The organism is Hallella seregens ATCC 51272, from assembly GCF_000518545.1.
GTDB classification, from domain to species: domain Bacteria; phylum Bacteroidota; class Bacteroidia; order Bacteroidales; family Bacteroidaceae; genus Prevotella; species Prevotella seregens.
This window is the reverse complement of the sequence record NZ_JADU01000009.1, coordinates 80,532-105,093: the sequence shown is the minus strand read 5'-3', so window position 1 is coordinate 105,093 and position 24,562 is coordinate 80,532. Positions and strand designations below refer to the sequence as shown.

Here is a 24,562-nt window from a genome sequence, read left to right as displayed (position 1 = left end):
TAACTCCGTAACTCCACCGCTCCGCAACACCCCGGCGAAGCGGAAAGCCTGCCTGTCATGACCCGCAAAGAAAGGTATCAGTACATCCTCGACTACTTCCGCAGGAACGCGCCCGACGTAGGCACAGAGCTGCAGTTCGGCTCGGCGTTCCAGTTGCTGTGTGCCACGCTGCTCTCGGCACAGTGCACCGACAAGCGCATCAACGAGGTGACGCCGGCCCTTTTCGCTCGCTACCCCACGGCGCGGGCCATGGCCCAGGCCGAGCCCGAGGACGTGTTGGAGTACGTTCACTCCGTGAGCTATCCCAATGCCAAGTCTCGCCACCTTGTCGAGATGGCGCGCATGCTCGTCAACAACTATGGCGGCGAGGTGCCCAGCGACCCCAAGGAACTGGTGAAACTGCCGGGCGTGGGACGCAAGACGGCCAACGTGCTGCAGGCTGTATGGTTTGGAAAGGCCACGATGGCCGTAGACACGCACGTCTATCGCGTGTCGCACCGACTCGGTCTGGTGCCTCGCACGGCCAACACGCCGCTCAAAGTGGAGCAGCATCTCATGCGCGACATTCCGGCCGCCGACATTCCATCGGCCCACCACTGGCTGCTGCTCCACGGCCGATATGTGTGCCAGAGTGCGCGGCCCAAGTGCGGGGAGTGCCCGTTCGACACCGTGTGCCCCAAGCGGCTGGAGGGGAGTAAACTCGAATAGACCCATGGAAACCCAACGCATCATGAAGTTCCTGCAGGACGTGGCGGCCAACAACAACCGCCCTTGGTTCCAGGAACACAAGTCCGAATACCAGGCGGCCCGCGACTCGTTCGACGCCGGCGTGGACAAAGCCATCGCTGCCATTGCCGCCTTCGACCCCTCCGTGGGGCACCTCACGGCCAAGGACTGCACCTATCGCTTCTATCGTGACACCCGCTTCTCGCCCGACAAGTCGCCCTACAAGCGCCACTTCGGCGCCTATATCTCGGCCAAAGGCAAGAAGAGTCTGCACGCAGGCTACTACCTTCACGTGCAGCCGGGCCAGTGTTTGCTGGCTGTTGGCGCCTACTGGCTGCCTACCAACATCCTCACTGCCATGCGCAATGAGATCATGGGAAACATTGGCGAGTGGCTCAAGTGCGTGGAGAACGGCCAGTTCATCAAGGCTTTCGGCTATGCCAACGACTCCGAATGGAGCGACGACCACGCCGCCCCCAAGGGCTTTGGCATAGCCCGACTAAAGAAGGCCCCCAAGGATTTCCCCAGTGATTACGAGCATCTGCGCTATCTGAAAATGAAAGATTACTGTGCGTGGCACGTGGTGCCCGACGACTTTTTCGACGGCGAGGCATGGCCGAAAGAGATGGTAAAGATACTCAAGACAGGCAAGCCGATGATAGATTTCACCAACAACGTCATTGATGACTACGAATAAACAACGGCGGGCGGCAAGTGTTCACAACACTTGCCGCCCACTTTCTTTTCAACCGGGCGGCCGCAAGCATGGCCGCCCGGCCTTGTTTTTATGCCCCTTGCCTTAGTGCGTGGCTTTCCACCACCCGGTTTTCTCCCTGCCTTTCAGGGCCACCGGATGGCGGCTGGGGTCGGAGACGGTGAGCCCCGAGTAGCTTTTCACCTTTATATATAAGGGGGCTGCATAGAGGTACGAGTAGAGCGTATCTGTGGCAGCCTTGGCTTTCACCACCTCGTCGAGCCGCGAATGGAAGTCGCTCAGCAGGGTGGTGTTCGGGCAAAGATGGTCTGCATAGTCGCCCAAGTCGTAGAACAGGGGTGTATTGAAGCCGTCGAGCACCTGCAGACTGTCCACCAGCGAGTCGGCCAGCACATAGCGTTGGTTGATCTGCCGCATCATGGCGGCCAGGCCGTCCACCTTGCGGCAGTCGATGGCCGACAGGGCGCCGTAGGGATAGGCGTAGGTCGAGTAGAACGTGTGGAACGCCGAAACGGCCGTCTTATAGTTGGGCGTGGCCGAGGCCAGTGCGCTCCACATGGTCTGATAAGGCACGCCCAGGGCCAGCACCTCCGAGGTGGAGGCGATGAGATAGTTGGTGGCCTGGCGCAGTTCGTAGGCTGTCTCGACGTTGGCCATGTAGCAGTCGTCGAAGAGAATGTACTGCATCTTCAGTCCGGCTCCCCGGATGCCGTCGGCCAGCGTCGGCACGTCGATGCCGTAGGCCTTGTCGCCCACGCTGCCGAAAAACCGGGTTGTGGGCCAGGCCGCGCCCCCGCCCATGCCCTTGGCCCCGGCGGCGGCCTCCTGTTTCTGCCCGGGAACCAGCACGTTGCGCTTGGCCTGGAAGGGATAGTTCTCCCAATCGGCCTTGTAGGTCCAGCCGCATCCGTGGCAGCCCACCATCATGGCGTAGTTCAGTGCGGGGGCGTTGGCCTTCACGTCGTTGAGTATTTGCGTGATGCCGGCCGCCGTGGTGTAGTCGTTGCCCGCGTAGGTCTTGATGGGTGTGTGCACGATTTTGCCGCCCGTGTAGCCCACCTCGTAGAGCTCCGACTGCCTGGCCGCCGTGCTGATAAACACCATCAGCCGTCCCTGCAGCCGCTTGGCCTTCAGGATGGCCCCCTCGATGCTGTCGAGGTTTTGCCGGAAAACCGGATAGAGGCCGCTGCTGGCCGCCGTGCCTGACCAGGGCATGAAGACCAGAATGGTCTGTTTGTTGATGTCGTTCACGGAGGGTGCCTCCTTGTTGTCGCACGCCGAGAACAGCTGTGCGCCGACCAGAGAGAGCACCAACACGACGAGGCCCAGGAACGATTTTTTCATGGTTTACTTGTTTTTCAGCGCAGCCAGCGACTCTTTCAGTGCGGCAATCTTCTCCTCGGAGTCGCTTTGCTTCTTGCGTTCGCGGGCCACCACGGCCTCGGGGGCGTGGGCCACGAAGTTCTCGTTGGCCAGTTTCTTGCGGATGCCGGCCAGGAATCCCTCGAGGTGCTGCAGTTCTTTCTCTTGCTTCTCTATCTCGGCGGCCACGTCGATGAGGTCGCCCACGGGCACGGCAAACTCGTCGGTGCCCACCATGAAGGCGCTGGCGTCGGCCGGTTTCTCGGCCACGGTCTCGACGGTCTTCAGGTTGGCCATCTTCGTCATCACGCTGTCGTAGGCCCCGAAGCGGTTGCTGCCGATGGCCAGCAGGTCGAGCTGCTCTTTCGGGGCGATGTTCTTCTGGTTGCGAACCATGCGCACCCCCGACACCACCTGCTTCACCTGCTCCACGTCGGCCAGGAGTTTCAGCTCGGCTTCGGTGGGTGCGGCCATCTGCAGCGTGGCCTTCATGATGCTCTCGCCCGGCTTGCGGTCGAGGATGTGCTGCCACAGTTCCTCGGTGATGAACGGCATGAACGGATGCAGCATCTTGAGCAAGTCGTCGAAGAAACGCAGCGTAGCGTCGTAGGTCAGGCGGTCGATGGGCTTGCCGTACTCGGGCTTCACTATCTCCAGATACCAGCTTGAGAACTCGTCCCAGAACAATCGGTACACCGTCATCAGGGCCTCGGAGATGCGGTAGCCCTTGAACTGCTCGTCCATCTGGGCATTCACCTCCTTGAGCTTGGCCTCGAACCAGGCCACGGCCAGGCGGTTTTCCTCGGGCTGCGCGGCATCGGCCGTCTGCCATCCCTGCACCAGGCGGAAAGCATTCCATATCTTGTTGTTGAAGTTGCGGCCCTGCTCGCACAGGTTCTCATCGAAGAGAATGTCGTTGCCGGCCGGTGCCGAGAGCATCATGCCCATGCGCACGCCGTCGGCGCCGAACTTCTCGATGAGCTGAAGAGGGTCTGGCGAGTTGCCCAGACTCTTGCTCATCTTGCGTCCCAGCTTGTCGCGCACGATGCCCGTAAAGTACACATGCTTGAAGGGGAACGTGCCGCGGTACTCGTATCCGGCCATAATCATGCGGGCCACCCAGAAGAAAATGATGTCCGGGCCCGTCACCAGGTCCGACGTGGGATAGTAATACCGTATCTCCTCATTGTCGGGATGGTTCACGCCGTCGAAGACGGAGATGGGCCAAAGCCACGACGAGAACCACGTGTCCAGGCAGTCGCTCTCCTGCTCCAGGCCGTCGGCCGTGAGGGCCGGATTCTGCCGGCGTGCCTCGGCCAGGGCCTTGTCGGCCGTCTCGGCCACCACGCAGGCGTTCTTTCCCTCGGCATCTTTGAAGTAGTAGGCCGGGATGCGGTGTCCCCACCACAGCTGGCGCGAGATGCACCAGTCCTTGATATTCTCCAGCCAGTGGCGGTAGGTGTTCTTGTATTTCTTGGGATAGAACTCGATGTCGTCGTCCATAACAGGGGCCAGCGCAATGTCGGCGAAGTGCCGCATCTTGAGAAACCACTGCGTGGAGAGCTTCGGTTCGATGGGCACGTTGGTGCGCTCGGAGAAGCCCACCTTGTTGTCGTAGTCCTCAACACGCTCCATCAGTCCCTCGGCCTCCAGGTCGAGGGCGATCTGCCGACGCACGTCCATGCGGTCTTGACCCACGTACATGCCCGCGGCCTCGGCCATCGTGCCGTTGTCGTTGAAGATGTCTATGGTCTGCAAGCCGTGCTTGAGGCCCAGCGCGTGGTCGTTCACGTCGTGCGCGGGAGTCACTTTCAGGCAACCCGTGCCGAACTCCACGTCCACATACGAGTCCTCGATGACGGGAATCACGCGGCCCACGCGGGGCACCACCACGTGCTTGCCGCGCAGCCAGGTGTTCTTCACGTCGTCGGGATTGATGCACATCGCCGTGTCGCCCATGATGGTTTCGGGGCGTGTGGTGGCCACCACGGCATAGTATCCGCGGCCGTCGCGGTGCATCACGTTGCCCTCATCCCTGCGCTCCACCGAGGCCTGGTCCTCGGGTGCCACGTAGTATTTCAGGTAGTACAGCTTGGAATGCTCGTCCTTGTACACCACCTCCTCGTCCGAGAGCGCCGTCTGTGCCTGCGGATCCCAGTTCACCATGCGCACGCCGCGGTAGATATAGCCCTTGTTGTACAGGTCCACGAACACCTTGATGACGCCCTCCGAGCGGGTCTCGTCCATGGTGAAGGCCGTGCGGTCCCAGTCGCACGAGCAGCCCAGCCTGCGCAGCTGCTTCAGGATGATGCCTCCGTGCTCGCGCGTCCAGTCCCAGGCATGCTCGAGAAACTGCTCTCGTGTCAGGTCGGTTTTCTTGATGCCCTGCTCGGCCAGACGGGCCACCACCTTAGCTTCGGTGGCTATCGAGGCGTGGTCGGTGCCGGGAACCCAGCACGCATTCTTGCCCTCCATGCGGGCGTGGCGCACCAGAATGTCCTGAATGGTGTTGTTCAGCATGTGGCCCATGTGGAGCACACCGGTCACGTTGGGTGGTGGAATCACCACCGTGTAGGGCTCGCGCCCGTCGGGTTTAGAACTGAAGAGCTTGTTGTCGAGCCAATACTCGTACCATTTCGACTCCACCTCTTTGGGGTCGTACTTGCTTGCTAATTCCATGTATGTTGGTTGTCTTTTCGTATATTTATCCTTGCCGGGGCCGCATCGGCGCTTTCGCATGCGGGCGAAAACGGCCTTGTCGGCCCACAAAAACACCGCAAAATTACGAATTTATCCCCGAAAACCCGTAACTTTGCATCAAAAAGATGATGCAACAATCCGGCAAACCCCAGGCCCGGCACAGCCGGGCCGAGATGCTGGCCGCCTTTGGCCGGCTGCTCGACGTGCAGTACCGTCTGCGCCGCGAGTGCCCCTGGGACCGCAAACAAACCATGGCGAGCCTGCGCCCCAACACCATCGAGGAGGTGTTCGAGCTGGCCGACGCCCTGCAGCACGGCGACCTCCGCGAGGTGATGAAAGAGCTGGGCGACGTGATGGAGCACGTGGTGTTCTACGCCATGATAGGTGCCGAGGCCGGGGCCTACGACATGGCCGACGTGTGCAACCGGGAGGCCGACAAGCTGATGTTCCGCCATCCTTTCATCGACTGGAGCCGCAGCGAGGGCGACTGGGGCATCGACAACGCCCCGTTCGCCGTGGACAACCCCGCCATGACGATGAACGCGCAGGGCCAGGTGGTCTACAAGGCCGACGGCGAAACCCTTGGCGACAAGCCCGGCACGGCCGGCGAGGTGGAGCAAACGTGGGAACAAATCAAGCAGCGCGAGCGCGACGGCAACAAGAGTGTGCTCAGCGGCGTGCCCGCTGCACTGCCCGCTCTCATCAAGGCCTACCGCATACAGGACAAGGCCCGCAACGTGGGATTCGACTGGCAACAGAAAGAAGACGTGTGGGACAAGGTGCGCGAGGAGCTGGGAGAGCTCGAGGCCGAGCTGCGGCGCGGCGACCGCGAGCGTTCCACCCACGAGCTGGGCGACTTCCTCTTCAGCGTCATCAATGCCGCGCGCCTCTACCGGCTGAACCCCGACAACGCGCTGGAGTCGACCAACCGCAAGTTCATCTCGCGCTTTGGCTACATCGAACGCCAGGCCAAGGCTGCGGGCAAGGCCCTTAGCGAACTGACGCTCGGCGAGATGGACGCGCTCTGGAACGAAGCCAAGGCGCAGGAAAAATGAAGACAAACCCCTAAATACATGCAACGATGAAACAGGTAACTCTCTGCGCCTTGGCCCTGCTGGCCCTGGCTTTTGTGGTGGCCGGCTGCCGCAACACGCCGTCGCGCGGCGACCGCGGCGGGGCCGACAGCACCCTCCTGGCCGACACCGCGGCCGACTCCACCGTCTATGGCGTGTGTGGCGAGGGCACGGCCATGCACACGCTCGAGCTCATTACCGACGCCGGCGACACGCTCCGCTACGTGCTGGGCGAGGACGAAGACGGGCGGCAGGACGTGCAGGGCGGGCTGCTCGTGGGCGACAGGCTGGCCGTTATCGAGGGCCAAGCCGTCGACGGCGACCCCACGGCGCGCCGCGTCATCAACCTCACCACGCTGCTGGGCAAGTGGACCAGCCTGGACAAGAACTTTGAAATCCTCGAGGGCGGCGTGGTCAAGTCGAGCGTCAAGGCCGAGCGCAACCCCTGGACCAGCTGGAAAATCCTCAACGGCCAGCTGCTGCTCAACCGCGACACGTTCAGCATCGACAACCTGGGCAGCGACTCGCTCTATCTGGAAAACCGCGAAGGCATCTTCGTCTACAAGCGTCAGAAATAAGCGGCGGCCCCGTCGTCGGGGCGCGCTTCACGGCTTATGGAACCATTCAAAATACATATTCTGGGCTGCGGCAGTGCGCTGCCCACGCTGAAGCACTACGCCTCCGCCCAGGTGGTGGAGCTGCGCGGCAAGTTCTTCATGGTCGATTGCGGTGAGGGCACGCAGATGCAGCTGCGGCGGTCGCACGTGGGCTTCACCAAAATACAGGCCATCTTCATTTCCCATCTGCACGGCGACCACTGCTTCGGGCTGCCCGGCCTCATCTCCACCTTCGGCATGCTGGGGCGCACGGCCCCGCTCCACGTCTACGGCCCGGCCGCCTTGGGGCCCATGCTCGACGCGGTGTTGAGGCAGTTCTGCACGGGGCTCGAGTTCACGGTGGAGTTCCATGCCGTCGCCACCACGCGGCAGCAGGTGGTCTACGACGACCGCAGCCTTACCGTGGAGTCCGTTCCCCTGCGCCACCGCATCGCCTGTTGCGGCTACCTCTTCCGCGAGAAGCCCACGCTGCCCCACATCCGCCGCGACATGATCGACTGCTTCGAGATTCCCCTGAGCCAAATCAACAACATCAAGAACGGGGCCGGCTGGACCACACCCGACGGTCTTTTCATCCCCCACGACCGGCTCACGCTGCCCGCCGCCCCGCCCCGGGCCTATGCCTATTGCAGCGACACGCGCTACATGCCCACGTTGCACGAGGCCGTCGAGGGCGTGAATCTGCTCTATCACGAGTCCACCTACGACGCGGCCCACGCCGACCGCGCCCGCCTCTACCACCATTCCACGTCGGTTCAGGCGGCCACCGTGGCCCGCGACGCCCACGTGGGGCGGCTCCTCTTGGGCCATTTCAGCGCACGCTACGACGACGAGACGCTGCTGCTGCGCGAGGCCCAGGCCGTCTTCCCCAACACGTTGCTGGCCAATGAGGGGCTGGTGGTCAGCGTGTAGGGCCGGCCTTTTGTTCCGTCTTTCGGCCGCCCGCATTTTCTTTACGCCGTCTTCGCCCTGCGATGACGGCGTTTTCGCATCGCGTTTGCGGCGTGTTCGCGGGGCGTTTGCGGCGTGTTCGCGGGGCGTTTGCGGCGTGTTCGCGGGGTGCCGGCGGCGTGTTCGCAACGCCGCTGCGGCATGGACGAATCTGCACGCCCACGCACTTCGCGGGCGGCAAGCGCGCCGCGGCGGGAATCGCACCGGGCCATGCCGCCGAGTTGACAACCGACACCCGACAGGGCGGGGGCTGAAAGTATTGTGTAGCGCACGTTAAATATTCTTAACCGAGCGAAGAAAGGAGGGGGCAATCGGGAGATTTTCACCGCAATCTGCTATCTTTGCAAGTGGATCCAAAAGCAAACGCGTATGTGCAAAAAGATATTTTTCACCCTCTTGCTAACCCTGCTCGCCGCCGCCGTGCCGCTGCGGACGACGGCCGCCCCCGCCGTGGAAATCATCGAGAACGACCTGCCTTCAGTGGTCATTTCGGTGTCGAGCGAGTCGGTGCTCCACGTGTCGGGAGCTGCAGGACAGACGCTTTCCATCTACAATGTGACGGGATTGTGCGTGATGAACGTCAAGGTGGACAGCTCGGAAAAGAGCTATCCGCTCAACCTGCCCAAGGGCTGCTACATCGTCAAGGTGGGCAAGGTGGTGAGAAAGATTTCCATTCGATGAGCCGATTGGCGTTGCCGCTTTGAAGTACCCATGCTCGTGGGTGCTCCTGTTGCTCGTGGTGGGGCTGTTGCAGTCGTGCCATGACAAGGAGCCCAACCCCAACCGCAACCTGTCGCTGGCCGACTTTGCCACGCTGTCGGCCCCGGCCTACCGGCTCAACTCCCACCGCATCCGTGAAGAAATAGACCGTCTGGCTGCCGCCGACCGCGACTCGATGGCAGCCGACCAGCGCACGCGTGCCTACTATGCCGGCCGCAGTCCCTTGGTGTGGATAGACCGTAAGGGGCTCGACAGCAGGGCCGACAGCGCGGTGGCCCACCTGCAGGGCGTGGCGCGCATGGGGTTCAGCCGCCGCCGCTTCCGCCTGCCCCAGATCGAGGCCGACCTGAAACGGGCCCGCGAGCTGCGCTTCGACGACGGCGACAACCGCATCAACCGGGTGATGGCCCGGCTGGAATACAACCTCACGAAAGCCTACCTGCGCTATGCCGCCGGACAGCAGTTCGGCTTTGTAAACCCTACCTACGTCTTCAACCGGCTCGACGTGCACGACAGCGACTCCGTGCACCCGACCTACCGCACGCTCTTCGATCTGAAGATGCGCCACGCCACGCGTGCCTTCTTCCGCGAGGCCCTGCGCAAGGCAGGGACTGACAGCGTGGGCCCTTTCCTTGCGGAGGCGGAGCCGCAGGACGCATTCTACCACCGGCTGCGGGCCCGGCTGGACAGCGGCCCCGCCCCGGCGCCCGACCGCGTGCGGCTGCTGGTGAACATGGAGCGGTGCCGATGGCGGCTGGCCGACCGGCCCCAGGCCCACCGCAAATACGTGCTGGTGAACATTCCCTCGTACCATCTGCTTGCCGTAGACGGCGACGAGACGATGACCATGCGCGTGGCCTCGGGCACCATGGCCACCAAAACGCCGGTCATGGCCAGCCGCGTGCAGCGCATGGACATCAATCCCCAGTGGGTGATGCCGCGCAGCATCGTGCGCAAGAGCATCCTGCCGCATGCCGGCGACACGGGCTACTTCCGCCGCCACCGCTACTTTGTGCGCCAGCGCAGCACGGGGCGCGTGGTCGAGCCGGGGCTCGTCACCCGCGGAATGCTGCTCGACGCCGACTACTTGGTGATACAGGAGGGCGGCGAGGGCAACGCCCTGGGCCGCATCATCTTCCGTTTCGACAACGGCCTTTCCATCTTCCTGCACGACACTTCGTCGCGCAATGTGTTTGCGCAGACCGACCGCGGCGTGAGCCATGGCTGCGTGCGCGTGGAGCGACCGCTGGACCTGGCCGTGTTCATGCTGGCCCGCAAGGACGAGCAACTCATCGACCGCATACGCTATTCGATGGCGGCCGACGTGTCGCCGCTGGGCAAGCGACGCAGCGAGCTCACGCCCGAGATGCTGGCCGTGAGCGACACACTCGACCGCCGCAGGCTGGTGGGCACGGTCAAAGTGGAGCCCGCCGTGCCGATATTCCTCTATTACTTCACGCTCTACCCCGACCCCGACGGCCGCATCGAGGCCTTTGCCGACGTGTATGGCTACGACCGCGTGATCTACGACATTCTGAAAAACTATCTCTAATCCCACCCCGACCCGCAACGTGAGCGAGACCGACGAACAGCAAATCATCCGGATGCTGGCCGACCCCGGCCGGCGGCGACAGGGCTTCGAGGCCCTCGTGGCCCGCTATGGCGAGCCGCTCTACTGGAAGATTCGCCGCATGGTGCTCTCGCACGACGATGCCGACGACGTGCTGCAGAACACGCTGCTCAAGGCGTGGAGCCGGCTCGACACCTTCGAGAACCGCTCGCGGCTCTCCACTTGGCTCTACCGCATCGCCGTGAACGAGTCGCTCGACTTCCTGCGCCACCGGCGCGTGGTGCAGCAGGTGAGCGCCGATGCCGACGAGACGGTGGCCGCACAGCTGCTGGCCGACGAGTGGTTCGACGGCGACGAGACCCAGGCACGCCTCCAGGAGGCCGTGGCCACGCTGCCCGACGTGCAGCGCACGGTGTTCAACCTGCGCTATTTCGACGAGATGAAATATGCGGAGATGAGCCGTCTGCTCGGCACCAGCGAGGGGGCGCTCAAGGCCAGCTACCACCTGGCCGTGAAGAAAATCACGGCCTATCTCGAGGGCCACGGCTGACGCCCGCGGGGTGGCGATCGGAAAATTCGGGCGCGCGGGATTAAACTTTCCCAAGCGCCGAACGTCAAAAGGACAAAAGGAGACAAGCCAATATGGACAGAGAAGAAAAACGCTTGACCGAAATGCTGGGCCGGCAGACGCCTTTCCGGGTGCCCGAGGGCTATTTCGACGACCTGCCCTCGCGGGTGATGCGGCAGCTGCCCGAGGGGGCCGACACCGCGCCGGAACAGGCCGCCGCGACTCCCGAAACCGTTGTGGGCGGCGGGCGGCGGGCCCGCACGGCGGCCCTGCGACCCACCCTGTGGCGGCGGCTGCACCCGGCCGTGGTGGCTGCGGCCAGCGTGTGCGTGGCCGTGTTCAGCCTCGAAGTCTACCTGCATGGCGGCGGGGGCAAGCCCTCCGCCCAAGGCAGCGCCGCGCCCGAGGCCCCGGCACAGGTCTCGTATTCGGCTATGGACGCCATGGCCGACTATGCCATGCTCGACACCGAAGACCTGTACAAGTATATGGTCGATACTGATTGAAACCCCTAAACCCCGTGTAGTCTATGATTTGGAAGAGAATATTGATGGTCTGGGCCGTCGTGGCGGTCATGCTTCCGGCGGTTGCCCAGGAGGGCCCGAAGTTTGACCCGCGGCAGTTTGAGGCCGACCTTGAACAGTTTGTCACCACCGAGGCCGGGCTGTCGCCGCAGGAGGCGGCCGTGTTTTTTCCGGTCTACAAGGAGATGCAGCAGAAGCAACGCGTGCTGTTTGGCAAGATGCGGCAGTACCGGCATACCGACACACGCGACGACAAAGCCAGTCTTGAGGCCATCCGCGCGTGCGACGAGATAGACCTGCAAATCAAGAAGTTGCAGCAACAATACCATGCCCGGTTCTGCAAGGTGCTGCCGGCGGGCACCGTGCTGCGCATCATCAAGGCTGAGGAAAAGTTCCATCGGCAGGCTTTCCGCCGCATGGCGCGCCGCCAGCATTGAACAAACTGTGGCGTGGGACGGCCCGATGCCCCCACGCCACGGCGCATGATGGCCGGCGGCTCCCTGTGGGAGTGCCGGCTTGCGCCCCTTGGCCATTATGGCCGGGGGGCTTTTTCGTATCAGTTGTAGAAGTTCCAGCTCAGGCCGAAGCGGATGGTGCTGCCGTTGAGCGGGTAGTGGGGAGCCAGGAAATAGTTCTTCTTGCCGCTGCCCGCATTGGCATGACTCATCATGACGAAGAAGCGCGTGTGCTGCAAGTGGAAGTTGGCATAGACGTTCACGATGGGATAATTGCCCACCTTGACCTTGCTCTCGTTGCCTTGTAGGGCGTACTGACCGATGCCGGGCACATACTCGGGGGCGGTGTACGACGTGAAGTAGCGGGCGTCGCCACCGAAGTCACACTTCAGCACGCGGGCTATCTTGAAGCGCAAATAAAGGTTGGTGTAGACGTTGATGGTGGGTGCGGGCAGCACGTCGTCGTCGGTCGACTTCTGGAAAGTCACCACGCTCTCCCAGTTGAGCGGGCCGAAAGTGAGGTCCTGCGCCAGCTCGGCGGTGAGCAGACTGATGGCGCCGCTCTTCTGTTTCACGGCGAGCGCATTGTAGAGCCGGCCACTGCTGCTCGTGGTATAGGTGGCGGCGAAGTAGGCATGGTTCCGCAGTTCGTCGACGGCCACGCGCAGCGTGGTACGCGTCTTGCGGTAGCGCAGGATGCCCTGTAGGCGCAGGTGGTCGGTCATGGAGAGGCCGTCGTTGTCCCACCAGTAGTGGCGGCTCTGGTAGTGGCGGTAGTAGAAGCCGGGCTTCTCGCGGTGGTAGAATCCCGTGGCGGCCAGCGTCATGGTGTCGCCGAGCAGCGGGAAGTTCAGGTCGGCCCCGCCGTCGAGGTGCAGCTCGCCGGCGTTGATGCCGGCAATGCCGAACTCGGCGAGGGCGTGGTAGTGTACGGTGCGGCCCGCTGTCTTGCCCAATTGTCCGCCCACACTGACGGCATTCTCATTCCACGAGCGGTCGCCGGTGGCGTCGGGCAGCGTGAAATGGCGCAGCTCGTGGGTGAGGAAGCCCTTGAGTCCGGCCTTGGCCCACTTGTTGAAGCCCTCGAGCAGTGACACGGCAAAGGTGTTGCGCAGGCTCCAGTGGCGCGTCTGGTCGTAGATGGAATCGCCCGGCAGCTTCTCCTGCACGGTGAATTTGTCCAGATAATAGTTGGCGGGGGTGGCATAAGCCTCGTAGATACGGCGGTAGCTGTTGAGTTCGGCGGTGTGGATAAAGCTCGTTACCGGCACGTATTCCGTCTTGAGCCAGGCGGTGTCTTCTGCCGCTTTTTTCGCGGCGGAAAGCAGGCTGTCGGCCGTGGCTTTGCTGTCAACGGCGATGCGTTGGCCGGCTGTCGGGCCGACGGTGGCCGAGTCGGGGTGGGCAGGGCCCTCGGCAATGCGTGCCCCGTCGGGCCGTCCGGCAAAGGTGGCGGGGGCCTTGAGCTCCTGCATGCTCGGCTTGCGGCCCTGCTTGCGGGCGGTCTTGGCGGCCTCGTCGCGGGCCTGGCGGTCGGCCGACTCCTGCTGTGAGGCCATGGCGAACTTGCGGGCGTCGATCTCCTCCTGCGTCATGCGCACCTTGCGGGTGAAGCCCAGACTGTAGCGTTGCGTGAGGAAGACGTGCTGGTTGTCGTTGCGGTTCCAGTTGGAAGAGAGCATGGTTGGGATCTCCGAGGTCTGGAAATTTTCGTTGAACGACTCGGGGTGGGTGATGTAGTTGTCGTCGGAAATGCCGCCGTTCTCCGTCACTTTCTGGTGGTTGGTCGAGAGCAACAGGTGTGCCTGATACCGGTCGCCGATGTACGATCCGTACATGGTGTAGTTGAAATGAGACGTGGATTGGTTGCTGTAATAGCCGCGGCCGTAGAGATAATCGAACTTGAAGCCCGCCCCGATGCGCCTTCCCGCGTTCACGCCGAACTTGGCCGTGAAGTGGTCTTCGCCGTTGGTGCGGTCGCCGCAAGTGTTGTAACTGATGTTGGTGAAAGGCGACAACGTATTGGTGAAGCGGAACGAATCGGGTGCGACGATGAAGAAATCGTAGGGGTTGGTGAAGATAAACTGGCGGTCGTTCTCCCGTCGGTCTATGAGGATGCGGGCCTGGCGGGGTGCGCCGAGGTTGCCCGTGGTGTTGTATTCACCGCGTAGCCCGGAGGTGAAGATGGTGTTCATGAACATGTGCGACAGCGTGTCGAGGGGTGCCGCTTGCCGGTCGCCGAAGCGCCTGTCCACGGTCCACATGTGCAGTCCCTTGGGAATCTCTTTGTCCGAGCCCAGTGAGTCGGCGTTGTTGCGCCGCTGATTCGGGGTGGTGAGCGTCCCGTTTTCGTCTATCTGGTTATACCCCCCGTCTTGGGTTTCCAGCTGCGCCAGGGCAGGAAACACGGTCGGGAGGAGGAGGAACAAAAGGAGGATTTTCTTCATTTAGTGCAAAAAGCGTAGGGCGCACTCCACAATCTTGAAGACCATGGCCGCCAGAATGACAATCGTGCCGACTGTGTGGTCGCTGAAAAAATAGAGCACCACGCCCACGACGGCCCCCAGCATGAAGACGAGGTTGAGCCAGTTGCGCAGTCGGATAAAGGGGTCGCGCGGGGCGTCGTCCGCGTTGCGGTGGCGACGTTGGAGGTAGGAATTTTCGTTTTCCATGTCAGTAAGCCACGCCGACGGCCTTGCAGAGGTAGTCGAAAAGATGGTCCTTGCGGTCTATTGTCTTGCGTCTGAACTTGGCGCAGAACTTGTTGAGCTTGTCCTTTTTCTTGTTCAACGCCACCTGATCGCTGATCCATTCCTCGGCCTTGGTGTCGAGACCGCCGTTGGTGTCCTCGCGCTCTTTCTCGTATTGGTAGCCCAGACGCTCCATGGTCACCTTGAGATGGCCGTCGGTTGCCTTGACAATCAGGGTGTAAAGAAAGATGGTACGGTCGAGCGAGAGAAAGGTATTCTGGAACACCAGCCACTCTTTGAAGCGGGCGGCAATGGTGTGTTCGTCCTTGTTCACCGCGGCAATCTTGCTCGTGGGAAACTGGTCGGGCTCCTTGACAAGGGCCTGGAGGGCGTCGAAAGTCTTCTGATAAATCTCGTCTGCACCCATGCCCGGCACGTCTTTGTCGAGGGTAAAGACGATGCGTCCGTCCACTTCGGGCACGGCTCCGGCCAGATATTTCGGGTCTTCGGCCTTCTTGTGGGTCTCGAAGAGGGCCTTTTTCTTCTGCTGGGATTGCGTCTGCCGGGTATCTTCTTGTGGAACTTCCCACGTATTCTGTGCCATGCCTGTCATCGGGAGGCATGCCAGGAGGGCGATAATGATCCTTTTCATTGCCTGTATTTCTGGTTTAACGGTTAGCAAAATTACGAATTTCCGTGGTATAAACGACGGTTGGCCCGCATTTTAACTTTTGTTATTGGCTGTGCCGCTGCGGCTTGTCGGTCGTGGGTTCGGCCGTTAAGGGCGCGGGTTACTTGAGTTCCAGCTGGGCCTGCAAGCGCAGAATCTCGTCGCGGTACTGGGCGGCCTGGATGAAGTCGAGGTCGCGGGCGGCCTGCTCCATGAGGGCCTTCGTGTCGGCAATGCTCTTTTCCAGTTCGGGCCGCGTCATGCGTTTCACAATCGGGTCGGCGGCAAAGGCGGCGCTGTCGGGCTCCAGATACACCTGCTGGGCCTGTCGGCGTTCGGGCCGTTCGTAGTCCGCGCCCTGGCTGGTGGGCAGCATTCCCTTGATGTCCTTCACGATCTGGCGGGGCGTGATGCCGTGCTCTTCGTTGTATTTCAGCTGGATGCTGCGCCGTCGGGCCGTCTCATCAATGGTGCGCTGCATGCTCTCGGTGACGGTGTCGGCGTACATAATGACCTTGCCGTTCACGTTGCGGGCGGCCCGTCCGGCCGTCTGCGTCAGACTGCGGTGGCTGCGCAGGAACCCCTCCTTGTCGGCATCGAGGATGGCTACGAGCGACACCTCGGGCAGATCGAGGCCCTCGCGCAGCAGGTTCACGCCCACGAGCACGTCGTAGAGACCGGCGCGCAGGTCGTTCATAATCTTTACACGGTCCAGCGTGGCGATGTCGCTGTGGATGTAGTTGGCCCTCACGTCGTGGTTGAGCAGGTATTCCGTGAGCTCCTCGGCCATGCGCTTGGTGAGCGTGGTGACGAGCACACGCTCGCCTTTACGGCTTCGTGTCACGATCTCGTCGAGCAAATCGTCTATCTGATTTTCGGACGGACGTATCTCGATCTCCGGGTCGAGCAGCCCTGTAGGACGGATGAGTTGTTCCACCACCACGCCCTCAGACTCCTGCAATTCGTAGTTGGCCGGCGTGGCCGAGACGTAGATCACCTGGTGAAGCAGGTCGTGGAACTCCTCGAAGCGCAGCGGCCTGTTGTCAAAAGCGGCGGGTAGCCGGAAGCCATACTCCACGAGATTCTGCTTGCGTGCCCGGTCGCCGCCGTACATGGCACCGATTTGCGGCACGCTCACGTGGCTCTCGTCGATGACCATGAGATAGTCTTTCGGGAAGAAGTCGAGCAGACAATAGGGCCGTTGGCCGGGCTCGCGGCCGTCGAAATAGCGCGAGTAGTTCTCGATGCCCGAGCAGTGTCCCAGCTCCTTTATCATCTCCATGTCGTACTCCACGCGCTCCTTGATGCGCTGTGCCCTGATGTTATCGCCCAACTCGACGAAGTGATCGACCTGCGTCACCAGGTCGTCCTGGATGTGGCGGATGGCACTTTCGGTCTGTTCCTTGCTGGTGACGAAGAGGTTGGCGGGGTAAATCTGATACTCGTCAAAGCGTTGCAGCGTGTGCATCGAGAGGGCATCCACCTCCTCGATGCTGTCTATCTCGTCGTCCCACCACGTCACCCGCAGCACGTAGTCGCTGTAGGCCATGGCGATATTGACCGTATCTCCCTTCACCGAGAAGTTGCCGCGCTGCAGCTCTATGTCGTTGCGCACGTACAAAGCATTAACCAGCCGTCGCAGGAAATCGTTGCGGTCGAGCCGCTGTCCGCGCCTGATGGGGATGATACTCTCCTGCATGGCCACCGGCCCGCCCATGCCATAGATGCACGATACCGACGAGACCACGATCACATCCCTGCGTCCCGACAGCAGGTCGCTCACGGCGGCGAGCCGCAGTTTGTCGATTTCCTCGTTGATGGCAAGGTCTTTTTCTATGTAGGTATCGGTGGTGGGCAGGTAGGCCTCCGGCTGATAATAGTCGTAATAAGACACATAATAGTCCACCGCATTGTCGGGAAAGAAGCCTTTCATCTCCTCGTAGAGCTGGGCGGCGAGCGTTTTGTTGTGGCTCAGCACCAGTGTGGGCATGCCCGCCTGGGCTATTACGTTGGCCACGGTGAACGTCTTGCCCGAGCCCGTCACGCCGAGCAGCACCTGCGCCGGGTCGCCGCGGCGCACGCCTTCGGCCAGTTGGGCGATGGCCTGGGGCTGGTCGCCGGTGGGCTTGTATTTAGAAGTCAGCTTGAAATCCATGGGAATGCAAAATTACGAAAAAACTGTTTTCGCGTCCCTTTTTTCACTAAAAATAACGATGCCACCTTTGCAAATCGAAGAAATATGCGTAATTTTGCACGTCAAAAGACAGGATATGAAGAAAACCGTAACCGTTGCTTTATCCGCCCTTCTCCTTTGCACCAGTTGTGCCAAGGAGTTCAACCAGGTGTACAAATCCCAGGACTGGCGTTACAAATACGAGTATGCCAAGGAGTGTTTTGCCCAGGGCAAGTACACCCGCGCCACCACTTTGCTTCAGGAACTCATCGTTCAGGAGAAAGGAACGCCCGATGCAGAGGAGAGCCTCTACATGCTGGCCATGGCCGAATATTGCAGTCGCGACTACGAGACGGCGGCCGAGGCTTTCAAGCGTTACGTGAAGACCTATCCGCGTGGCGTCTATGCCGAGCAGGCCTCCTACTACGTGGGGCAGAGCCTCTACATGAGCACGCCCGAGCCCCGGCTCGACCAAAGTGAGACGGTGAGGGCCATCTCGGCCTTTCAGGAGTATCTGGACATCTATCCGGACGCCCGTATGAAGGAGCTGGCGCAGCAGCGACTCTTCGCCCTGCAGGACAAGTTGGTGGAGAAAGAACTGCTCTCTGCCCGGCTCTACTACGACCTCGGGTCCTACTTCGGCAACTGTTTCAGCGGCGGAAACAACTATGAAGCCTGCATCGTGACGGCCCAGAACGCCCTGAAAGACTATCCCTACACCTCCAAGCGCGAGGACTTTGCCGTGCTCATCATGAAGAGCAAGTACGAGTTGGCCCAGCAAAGCATCGAGGCCCGAAAGCTGGAACGCTTCCAGGATGCCGAGGACGAGTGCTACGGTTTCATCAACGAATATCCTGATTCCAAGGAAAGAAAGCACGCCGAAGAGTACATCGAGAAGTGCAAGAAGGTCACTTCCACGGTGCAGGAATAGGCTCCTGCCTTTCCCGAGGCCGCCTCTACGGCCTGCCGGCAACGCCAAAATTTAAAACCCAACAATAGACATGGATTACAAAAAGTCAAAAGCTCCGGTCAACACCGTCACCCGAAACATCATGGATCTCTGTGACGAGACGAACAACATTTACGAGAGTGTGGCCATCATTGGCAAGCGCGCCAACCAGATTTCTACAGAGATCAAGCAGGATCTGAACAAGAAACTGGCCGAGTTCGCCTCCTACAACGACTCGCTCGAAGAGGTGTTCGAGAACCGTGAGCAGATAGAAATCAGCCGTTACTACGAGAAACTGCCCAAGGCCACGCTGCTGGCCACGCAGGAATTTATCGAGGGCAACGTGTATTGGCGCGACCCCTCGCAGGATAACCAGACGGAGCAGGCCTGATGATTCAGCGCAAACAGACCCTCTTTCTGCTGCTGGCCCTGGCATGCGTCATCGTTTGCCTGTGTCTGCCGGTGGCCACGCTGGAGCCCAAAGCCATGGGCGAGGGCGTGCGTTGGTATAGCCTGGGGCTGTATTCGGGCAGGGGCTTCGACCCCCATCCGCTGCCTTTTGTCGACCTGGTGGTGGTGGGCTCGCTGACGCTTATCAGCATTTTCCTCTATCGTCGGCGCCCTGTTCAGATGGCGTTGTGCACGGCCAACATCGTGCTCTGCCTGGCCTGGTATGCCGCCTTTGCCGGCTACTGGTTCCTGGGGTCGGTGGATTCGGCCTCCACGTCGCTGCGCGTTCACTTTGCTTTCTGCCTGCCCTTGGTGGCCGTGGTGCTGCTGGTGCTGGCGCGTGCCGGGGTGAAAGCCGACGAGAAGCTGGTGCGGTCGATGGACCGCATACGTTGATTGGCGGCCCGCGCGGGGCGTGTTCCTGCGGGCAAAAACCATAAGGGGTGCCACAACAAGGCCCCGTTTCAACCATCATCCCGTCCGGATCGTTGCGTCCGGACGGGATGATGGTTTTTGATGGGTGGGTTTTGTGTTATCCGTTTCCTACAGAATGGTCTTCACGGCCTCGAGCATTCCCTTGGCCTGAATGAGGTCGAGGTACTCCTTGACCAGTGCGGCGAGGCCGGGAACAGTCTGGTTGAGGTTCTCTTTCCACACGTAGTCGAAGGCCAATACGCCCTCGGCCACCTGCCGCGTGTCGCCCGTGGCCCAGAGTTCGGCCAGCCGGGCCATGATTTTCGGGTCGTCGTTGGGCACGATGGCTGTGCCGTCGGCGCGCTGTCCACCTTTATAATAGGTGATGATGGCGGCCAGTCCGAACACCAGCCCCTTGGGCAGCTCGCCCTTGCGCTCCAGGTAAATCTTCACGCCGGGCAGGTCGCGCGTTTCGTATTTGGGGAAGCTGTTGAGCATGATGCTCGTCACCTGATGGTCCACAAACGGGTTCTCGAAGCGTTCGAGCACGTCGGCGGCAAACTGTCTGAGCTCTTCCATGGGCAGGTCGAGCGTCTGCATGAGCTCGTCGAACTGCACTTTGTGGATGTACTTGCCCAGTACGGGGTGCTCGCATGCGTCGCGCACGATGTCCACTCCGCTAAGGAATGTCACCGGCGAGAGCACGGTATGAGGGCCGTTGAGCAGGGTCACCTTGCGGGCATGGTAGGGCTTTTCGTTGTCGGTGATGAGCACATGCAACCCGGCTTTTTCGGCAGGGAACTCGGCCTTGAGCTGTTCCACGGTCATGTTCTCGGCCTTCTCGATGACCCAAAGGTGGAAGCTCTCGGCCTTGACCACGAGGTTGTCGCGGTAGCAAATCTTCTGCTGGATGTCGTGAATGGTGTCGCGCGGGAAGCCCGGCACGATGCGGTCCACGAGCGTGGCGCACACGTAGCAGTGGCGGGTGAACCACGTTTTGAAGCCCTCGTAGTCGTCGCCCAGGTCGTTTTTCCAGAGTTCGATGTACTGATAGATGCACTCCTTGAGGTGGTGGCCGTTGAGGAAGATGAGCTCGCAGGGCATCAGAATCATGCCTTTGGCGGGGTCTCCGCCGAAGAATTTGTAGCGGTGGAACAGCAGCTGCACCAGTTTGCCGGGATAGCTGGCGGCCGGAGCGTCGCTGAACTTGCAGCTCTCGTCGAAGGCAATGCCGGCCTCGGTGGTGTTGGAAATGATAAACCGCATCTCGGGCTGCTCGGCCAGGGCCATGAAGGCCTGGTTCTGCGTGTAGGGATTGAGGGCCCGACTGATGACGTCGATGCGGGTGAGCGTGTCCACGGGCCGGCCGTTCTCCTTGCCCTGCAGGTTCACATGGTACAGGCAGTCCTGGCCGTTGAGCCAGTCGGCCATGCCCCGTTCGATGGGCTGCACCACCACCACCGACGCGTTGAAGTCGGTCTTCTGGTCCATGTTGTAGACAATCCAGTCTACGAAGGCGCGCAGGAAGTTGCCCTCGCCAAACTGAATGATACGCTCGGGCATGGCGCTTTTCGGTGCCGTGCGCTTGTTGAGTGCTTGCAATGCTTTCATGATTTGTCTTGAATATGATGTTGTTTCTGAATGGAATTGTCGATGCTGCGCTTTCAAAGTCGCTGCAAAGTTAAGCAAATAAACCGCAGGTCGGCACGCCGCCGCACATTAATTGTACGTAAACCTTTGCGTGCCCGATTTTATTTTGCGCCGTAAAGGCCGTTCTGCGAAATTTTAAGTACCTTTGCAAGAGTATTCAGACATCAATCGTTATCTCCCCAAATAATCCCCTTGGAATTATGAAACAGACAAAGATAGTTTGCTCCATCAGCGACCGCCGCTGCGACGTGGACTTCCTGCGCAAGTTGTTTTTTGCAGGCATGAACGTGGTTCGGATGAACACCGCCCACGCCACACCCGACGGTATCCGCACCATTATCCGCAACGTGCGGGCCGTGTCGCCCCACATCGGCATCCTCATCGACACCAAAGGCCCCGAGGTGCGCACCACCGGCGTGGAGGCACCCATCGAGTACAAGACGGGCGACGTGGTGAAAATCTTCGGTCGTCCCGGCATGGACAGCAGCCACGACATCGTGAATCTCTCGTTCCCCGACATTGCCAGCGACGTGAAAGTGGGCGACGACATCCTCTTCGACGACGGCGCCATCGACATGAAAGTGACCGACATTGTGGGCCCGACGGTCTTCACCCGCGTCACCAACGACGGCGTGCTGGGCGCCCACAAGAGCGTGAACGTGCCCGGCGAGCACATCAATCTGCCTGCACTCACCGAGAAAGACCGCCGCAACATCCTGCTCGCCATCGAGGAGGACATCGACTTCATAGCCCACAGCTTCGTGCGTTCGGCCGCCGACGTGAAGGCCGTGCAGGACATTCTCGACGAGCATCACTCCGACATCAAGGTCATCTCCAAGATAGAAAACCAGGAGGGCGTGGACAACATCGACGAGATTATCGACGCCAGCTACGGCATCATGATTGCCCGCGGCGACCTGGGCATCGAGGTGCCCGTGAAGCAGATACCCGGCATCCAGCGCATGATTATCCGCAAGTGCGTGCAGAAGAAGAAGCCCGTCATCGTGGCCACACAGATGCTCCACACCATGATTGGCAATCCGAGGCCCACGCGCGCCGAGGTGACCGACATTGCCAACGCCATCTATTCCAACACCGACGCCCTGATGCTCAGCGGCGAGACCGCCTCGGGACGCTATCCGGTGGAGGCTGTCGAGACCATGTCGGCCATTGCAGAGCAGGCCGAGAAAGACCGGCAGAACTTCGGCGAGCACTACGAAGTGCCCCTGAACGACAACTGCACGCAGAAGGAGTTCCTGGCCCACGCCGCCATCGAGTCGTCGCGCCATCTGGGCGTGGCCGGCATCATCACCGACTCCGAGACGGGCGAGACGGCCCGCGACCTGGCTGCTTTCCGCGGCCCCAAGCCCATCCTGGCCATCTGCTACAAGGAGAAGACGCAGCGATGGCTCAACCTTTCCTACGGCGTCATCCCCATTTACCAGAAAGACCACGTCTCGTCCGAGTACATGTTCTCGGCTGCCCTGCGCATGTTGAGGCAGAAAGGCTACATCCAACCCGACGACAAGATAGCCTACCTTTCCGGTTCGTTCGGTGAGGGCGGCGGCACCACGTTTCTCGAAATCAACAACGTGGGCAAGGTGTTCGACAACGATTACCAGTTCCACCTGCCCGACAAGAAGTAGGCGCGGCGGCCCCGCAGTGCGCCGGCCCCTTGGTGGCGGCGCGGCGCAGGGCTGGAGACGGTGCCGCGATGGCGGTGTAATCGCGCGGCGGCGACGGCGCAATCGCATCGCGAAAACGGCGCGGACGCCCTGCGATGACGGCGCAGACGCATGGCGACAACGGCGCGAAGAATTTGACGGAAAGGCCCCACCGCATGGCGGTGGGGCCTTTTGTGTGTGCCCGCGCCCGCCCTGCGGTGGGCGGACGGACGGAGAAAGACGGGTGGACGGCCGGCTAATCAATCGTGTCCCACCTGCTGTCGCCCGCGCCGAGGCGGGTGTATGCGGGCTTCAGGGTGAAGTTGCCGGCGGCCGGGTCGGCAAACACGTCGCCGGCTGCAGCGTCGAGCGCCGTGGCCCCGTCTATCTTCTTGAAGAAGTCGGAGGTGGTGTAGGTGTTGGTCACGACGGGTGCATGCAGGCAGCGCAGGTTCTTGTTGGTCACGTCGTCGGGCGTTTTTGCAAACAGCGAATTGCTGATGGTGATGCTGTTTGCGCCGAAAGTCTTGTCGCCGAAGTCGATGAGGAAGTTGCCGTTGCCTATGCAGTTGTACATCGTCAGACGGTCTATGGCGATGGATTCCATGTTGGTTTTCTTGCTGAAGATGAACATCTTGCCGCTCGTGGCAATGTTGTAGAGCGTGCAGTTGGCCATGCGTATGCGGTTCACCTTGCCCTTGCCGCTGCCCGCGTCCACGTGGATGAAGGAGTATCCGCTGCACATGTCGTGGAAGATGCTGTTGTTCAGGCTGAGCGTGTTCACGGTGATGCCGCTCGTTCCCTGGAGCCGGAAGAAGGCCGTGGCGAAGTCGCTCACCTCGCAATTGTCCACGCCGAACTCGTCTACGGTGGCTGTTTTCGACTGGTTGACGAAGTAGCCCGCGCCGTCGTCGGTGATGTTCAGGTGCTGGAAGCGCACGTAAGCGTGGCTGCCCTCAAGGTTGAGCGCCTTCTGCAGCTTGAGCGTGGGGGCGTCGCCGGCCAGTCCGAAGAAGGTGACGGCCATGCCGTCGGGGATGGTCAGCGAGGTCTTGCCCTCCTCGGCGTTGCTGCCATAGAGGGTCAGTTGCTGGCCGGCGGCGATGCCGATGGTGACGCTGTAGTTGGTGTTGCTGCCCGCTTTCTGCTGTGCCGTGGCCGCAATCTGGTCGAGCATGTCCTGTGTAAGCTCCTTGGTGCCGGCCGGCAGGTAGTACTTGTAGCTGGCCGCCGGCATGGCTGCGGTGGTGGTCAGGGTCAGTGTGCCGCGCTTGGCGGTGCCGTTCATCAGGTTCACGGTGTAGGTGGTGGTGGGTTGCAGTCCGGTGATGGTGTAGTCGCCGGCAGCTATTGGGTCGGCTCCGAGCTCGATGCTCTTCATCGTTTCGCCGCCTTTGAGCACCACGAGGTGGGTCACCTGCTGGCCCGCCCGCCAGCTCACGTGGGCCGTGCTCTCGTCCACGTCGGCCGGGGTGAGGTCGCGGAAGAGCTGTTCCGACTTGGTGACGAAGTAGCGATGGCCGCGGCTGTTCTTGTAGTACACCCAGCGCGAAGCCGCCTTGCCCTGGGCGATGGAGCGCATGCGCAGGTAGTATTTGGTCTCGCCCGTGAGGTTGCGCAGGGTGTCGGGCGTGCCGCGCAGCGTGTCGACGATGGAGCCCGGGGCCACCTCGTCGGCATAAAGAGAGTCTGTGCTCAGCTCCACCTGGTAGCCCTCGGCCCCCTTGATCTCGGTGAAGGCCACGCCAACTTTGGTGTCATGGATGTCGAGCGAGATGTCGGTGGTGCCGAAAAGACGGTTCAGCGTGTTGTCCACGTCCCAGTCGTTGCCGTCGGTGCACGACGCGAGGGAGAGCGCTCCCAGCGTCGCCACGGCGGCCGTGCAGATGCTATGCTTGATATTTTTCATGATGATGCGTTG

22 protein-coding genes are annotated in these 24,562 nt (G+C 61.3%); 14 read left to right on the top strand and 8 right to left on the bottom strand.

The features are described from left to right. The first annotated feature begins 57 nt into the window (after positions 1-57). A complete protein-coding gene (nth, locus tag L888_RS0104110) occupies positions 58-708 on the top strand; it encodes an endonuclease III (RefSeq protein WP_005847672.1) in 651 nt (216 codons plus the stop codon). Between the two features lie 4 nt (positions 709-712). Continuing rightward, the gene (locus L888_RS0104105) at positions 713-1,423 is read left to right on the top strand and encodes a DUF2461 domain-containing protein (RefSeq protein ID WP_027951968.1); all 711 of its coding nucleotides are present in this window, start codon (positions 713-715) and stop codon (positions 1,421-1,423) included. A gap of 102 nt (positions 1,424-1,525) precedes the next feature. Here the strand turns inward: L888_RS0104105 and L888_RS0104100 are convergent, their stop codons facing one another. Together L888_RS0104100 and L888_RS0104095 are read right to left on the bottom strand one after the other, a co-directional pair. Continuing rightward, positions 1,526-2,785, bottom strand: coding sequence for a clostripain-related cysteine peptidase (locus L888_RS0104100; RefSeq protein ID WP_027951967.1), 1,260 nt, complete (start codon positions 2,783-2,785; stop codon positions 1,526-1,528). A 3-nt stretch (positions 2,786-2,788) separates the two neighbouring features. Continuing rightward, positions 2,789-5,482 (bottom strand): valine--tRNA ligase, encoded by a 2,694-nt coding sequence (locus tag L888_RS0104095; protein ID WP_027951966.1) that lies wholly within the window; start codon positions 5,480-5,482, stop codon positions 2,789-2,791. Between the two features lie 146 nt (positions 5,483-5,628). Here L888_RS0104095 and mazG point away from each other — a divergent pair, with 146 nt between their 5' ends. The 8 genes from mazG to L888_RS0104055 all read left to right on the top strand — a co-directional run bounded on the left by mazG (position 5,629) and on the right by L888_RS0104055 (position 11,963). Continuing rightward, entirely contained in the window at positions 5,629-6,558 is a 930-nt protein-coding gene (mazG, locus tag L888_RS0104090) for a nucleoside triphosphate pyrophosphohydrolase (protein ID WP_005847666.1), read from the top strand. 26 nt (positions 6,559-6,584) lie between these two features. After that, positions 6,585-7,154 (top strand): lipocalin-like domain-containing protein, encoded by a 570-nt coding sequence (locus L888_RS0104085; protein ID WP_027951965.1) that lies wholly within the window; start codon positions 6,585-6,587, stop codon positions 7,152-7,154. Between the two features lie 36 nt (positions 7,155-7,190). Continuing rightward, positions 7,191-8,105, top strand: a complete 915-nt coding sequence (locus L888_RS0104080) for a ribonuclease Z (protein ID WP_005847663.1) — start codon at positions 7,191-7,193, stop codon at positions 8,103-8,105. A gap of 408 nt (positions 8,106-8,513) precedes the next feature. Beyond that, positions 8,514-8,825 carry a T9SS type A sorting domain-containing protein gene (locus tag L888_RS0104075; RefSeq protein ID WP_005847662.1) on the top strand — a complete coding sequence of 104 codons (312 nt, stop codon included), beginning with the start codon at positions 8,514-8,516 and terminating at the stop codon, positions 8,823-8,825. A gap of 19 nt (positions 8,826-8,844) precedes the next feature. Next, a complete protein-coding gene (locus L888_RS0104070; protein ID WP_027951964.1) occupies positions 8,845-10,416 on the top strand; it encodes a L,D-transpeptidase family protein in 1,572 nt (523 codons plus the stop codon). A gap of 52 nt (positions 10,417-10,468) precedes the next feature. Then, complete coding sequence (locus L888_RS0104065) at positions 10,469-10,984, top strand: RNA polymerase sigma factor (RefSeq protein WP_015310501.1); 516 nt, start codon at positions 10,469-10,471, stop codon at positions 10,982-10,984. Positions 10,985-11,076: 92 nt separating this feature from the next. Then, positions 11,077-11,508: a hypothetical protein gene (locus L888_RS0104060; protein ID WP_027951963.1), complete on the top strand. Its 432-nt coding sequence runs from the start codon at positions 11,077-11,079 to the stop codon at positions 11,506-11,508. Positions 11,509-11,531: 23 nt separating this feature from the next. Continuing rightward, complete coding sequence (locus tag L888_RS0104055; protein WP_005847655.1) at positions 11,532-11,963, top strand: hypothetical protein; 432 nt, start codon at positions 11,532-11,534, stop codon at positions 11,961-11,963. A gap of 119 nt (positions 11,964-12,082) precedes the next feature. On the opposite strand, the gene L888_RS0104050 is transcribed toward L888_RS0104055, so the two are convergent. The 4 genes from L888_RS0104050 to uvrB all read right to left on the bottom strand — a co-directional run bounded on the left by L888_RS0104050 (position 12,083) and on the right by uvrB (position 17,496). Then, on the bottom strand, positions 12,083-14,428 hold the full coding sequence (locus L888_RS0104050) for a putative porin (protein WP_027951962.1): 2,346 nt from the start codon (positions 14,426-14,428) through the stop codon (positions 12,083-12,085). Next, complete coding sequence (locus L888_RS0104045) at positions 14,429-14,653, bottom strand: hypothetical protein (RefSeq protein WP_027951961.1); 225 nt, start codon at positions 14,651-14,653, stop codon at positions 14,429-14,431. Between the two features lies 1 nt (position 14,654). Continuing rightward, a complete protein-coding gene (locus L888_RS0104040) occupies positions 14,655-15,323 on the bottom strand; it encodes a DUF4468 domain-containing protein (RefSeq protein WP_027951960.1) in 669 nt (222 codons plus the stop codon). 139 nt (positions 15,324-15,462) lie between these two features. Then, positions 15,463-17,496: an excinuclease ABC subunit UvrB gene (gene uvrB, locus L888_RS0104035; RefSeq protein WP_027951959.1), complete on the bottom strand. Its 2,034-nt coding sequence runs from the start codon at positions 17,494-17,496 to the stop codon at positions 15,463-15,465. Between the two features lie 115 nt (positions 17,497-17,611). On the opposite strand from uvrB, the gene L888_RS0104030 reads away from it, so the two are divergent. The 3 genes from L888_RS0104030 (at position 17,612) to L888_RS0104020 (ending at position 19,309) form a co-directional block, all read left to right on the top strand. After that, positions 17,612-18,445 (top strand): outer membrane protein assembly factor BamD, encoded by an 834-nt coding sequence (locus L888_RS0104030; protein WP_027951958.1) that lies wholly within the window; start codon positions 17,612-17,614, stop codon positions 18,443-18,445. A gap of 70 nt (positions 18,446-18,515) precedes the next feature. Further along, a complete protein-coding gene (locus tag L888_RS0104025; RefSeq protein WP_005847646.1) occupies positions 18,516-18,854 on the top strand; it encodes a DNA-directed RNA polymerase subunit omega in 339 nt (112 codons plus the stop codon). Further along, entirely contained in the window at positions 18,854-19,309 is a 456-nt protein-coding gene (locus tag L888_RS0104020; RefSeq protein WP_005847644.1) for a DUF4293 domain-containing protein, read from the top strand. Before L888_RS0104025 ends, L888_RS0104020 begins: the two co-directional genes overlap by 1 nt. A gap of 147 nt (positions 19,310-19,456) precedes the next feature. On the opposite strand, the gene L888_RS0104015 is transcribed toward L888_RS0104020, so the two are convergent. Continuing rightward, positions 19,457-20,938 (bottom strand): tagaturonate reductase, encoded by a 1,482-nt coding sequence (locus L888_RS0104015; RefSeq protein ID WP_027951957.1) that lies wholly within the window; start codon positions 20,936-20,938, stop codon positions 19,457-19,459. Between the two features lie 239 nt (positions 20,939-21,177). Here L888_RS0104015 and pyk point away from each other — a divergent pair, with 239 nt between their 5' ends. Beyond that, positions 21,178-22,623 carry a pyruvate kinase gene (gene pyk, locus L888_RS0104010; protein WP_005847640.1) on the top strand — a complete coding sequence of 482 codons (1,446 nt, stop codon included), beginning with the start codon at positions 21,178-21,180 and terminating at the stop codon, positions 22,621-22,623. A gap of 274 nt (positions 22,624-22,897) precedes the next feature. Here the strand turns inward: pyk and L888_RS0104000 are convergent, their stop codons facing one another. Further along, positions 22,898-24,550 (bottom strand): fibronectin type III domain-containing protein, encoded by a 1,653-nt coding sequence (locus L888_RS0104000; RefSeq protein ID WP_245594814.1) that lies wholly within the window; start codon positions 24,548-24,550, stop codon positions 22,898-22,900. Positions 24,551-24,562 lie beyond the last annotated feature (12 nt).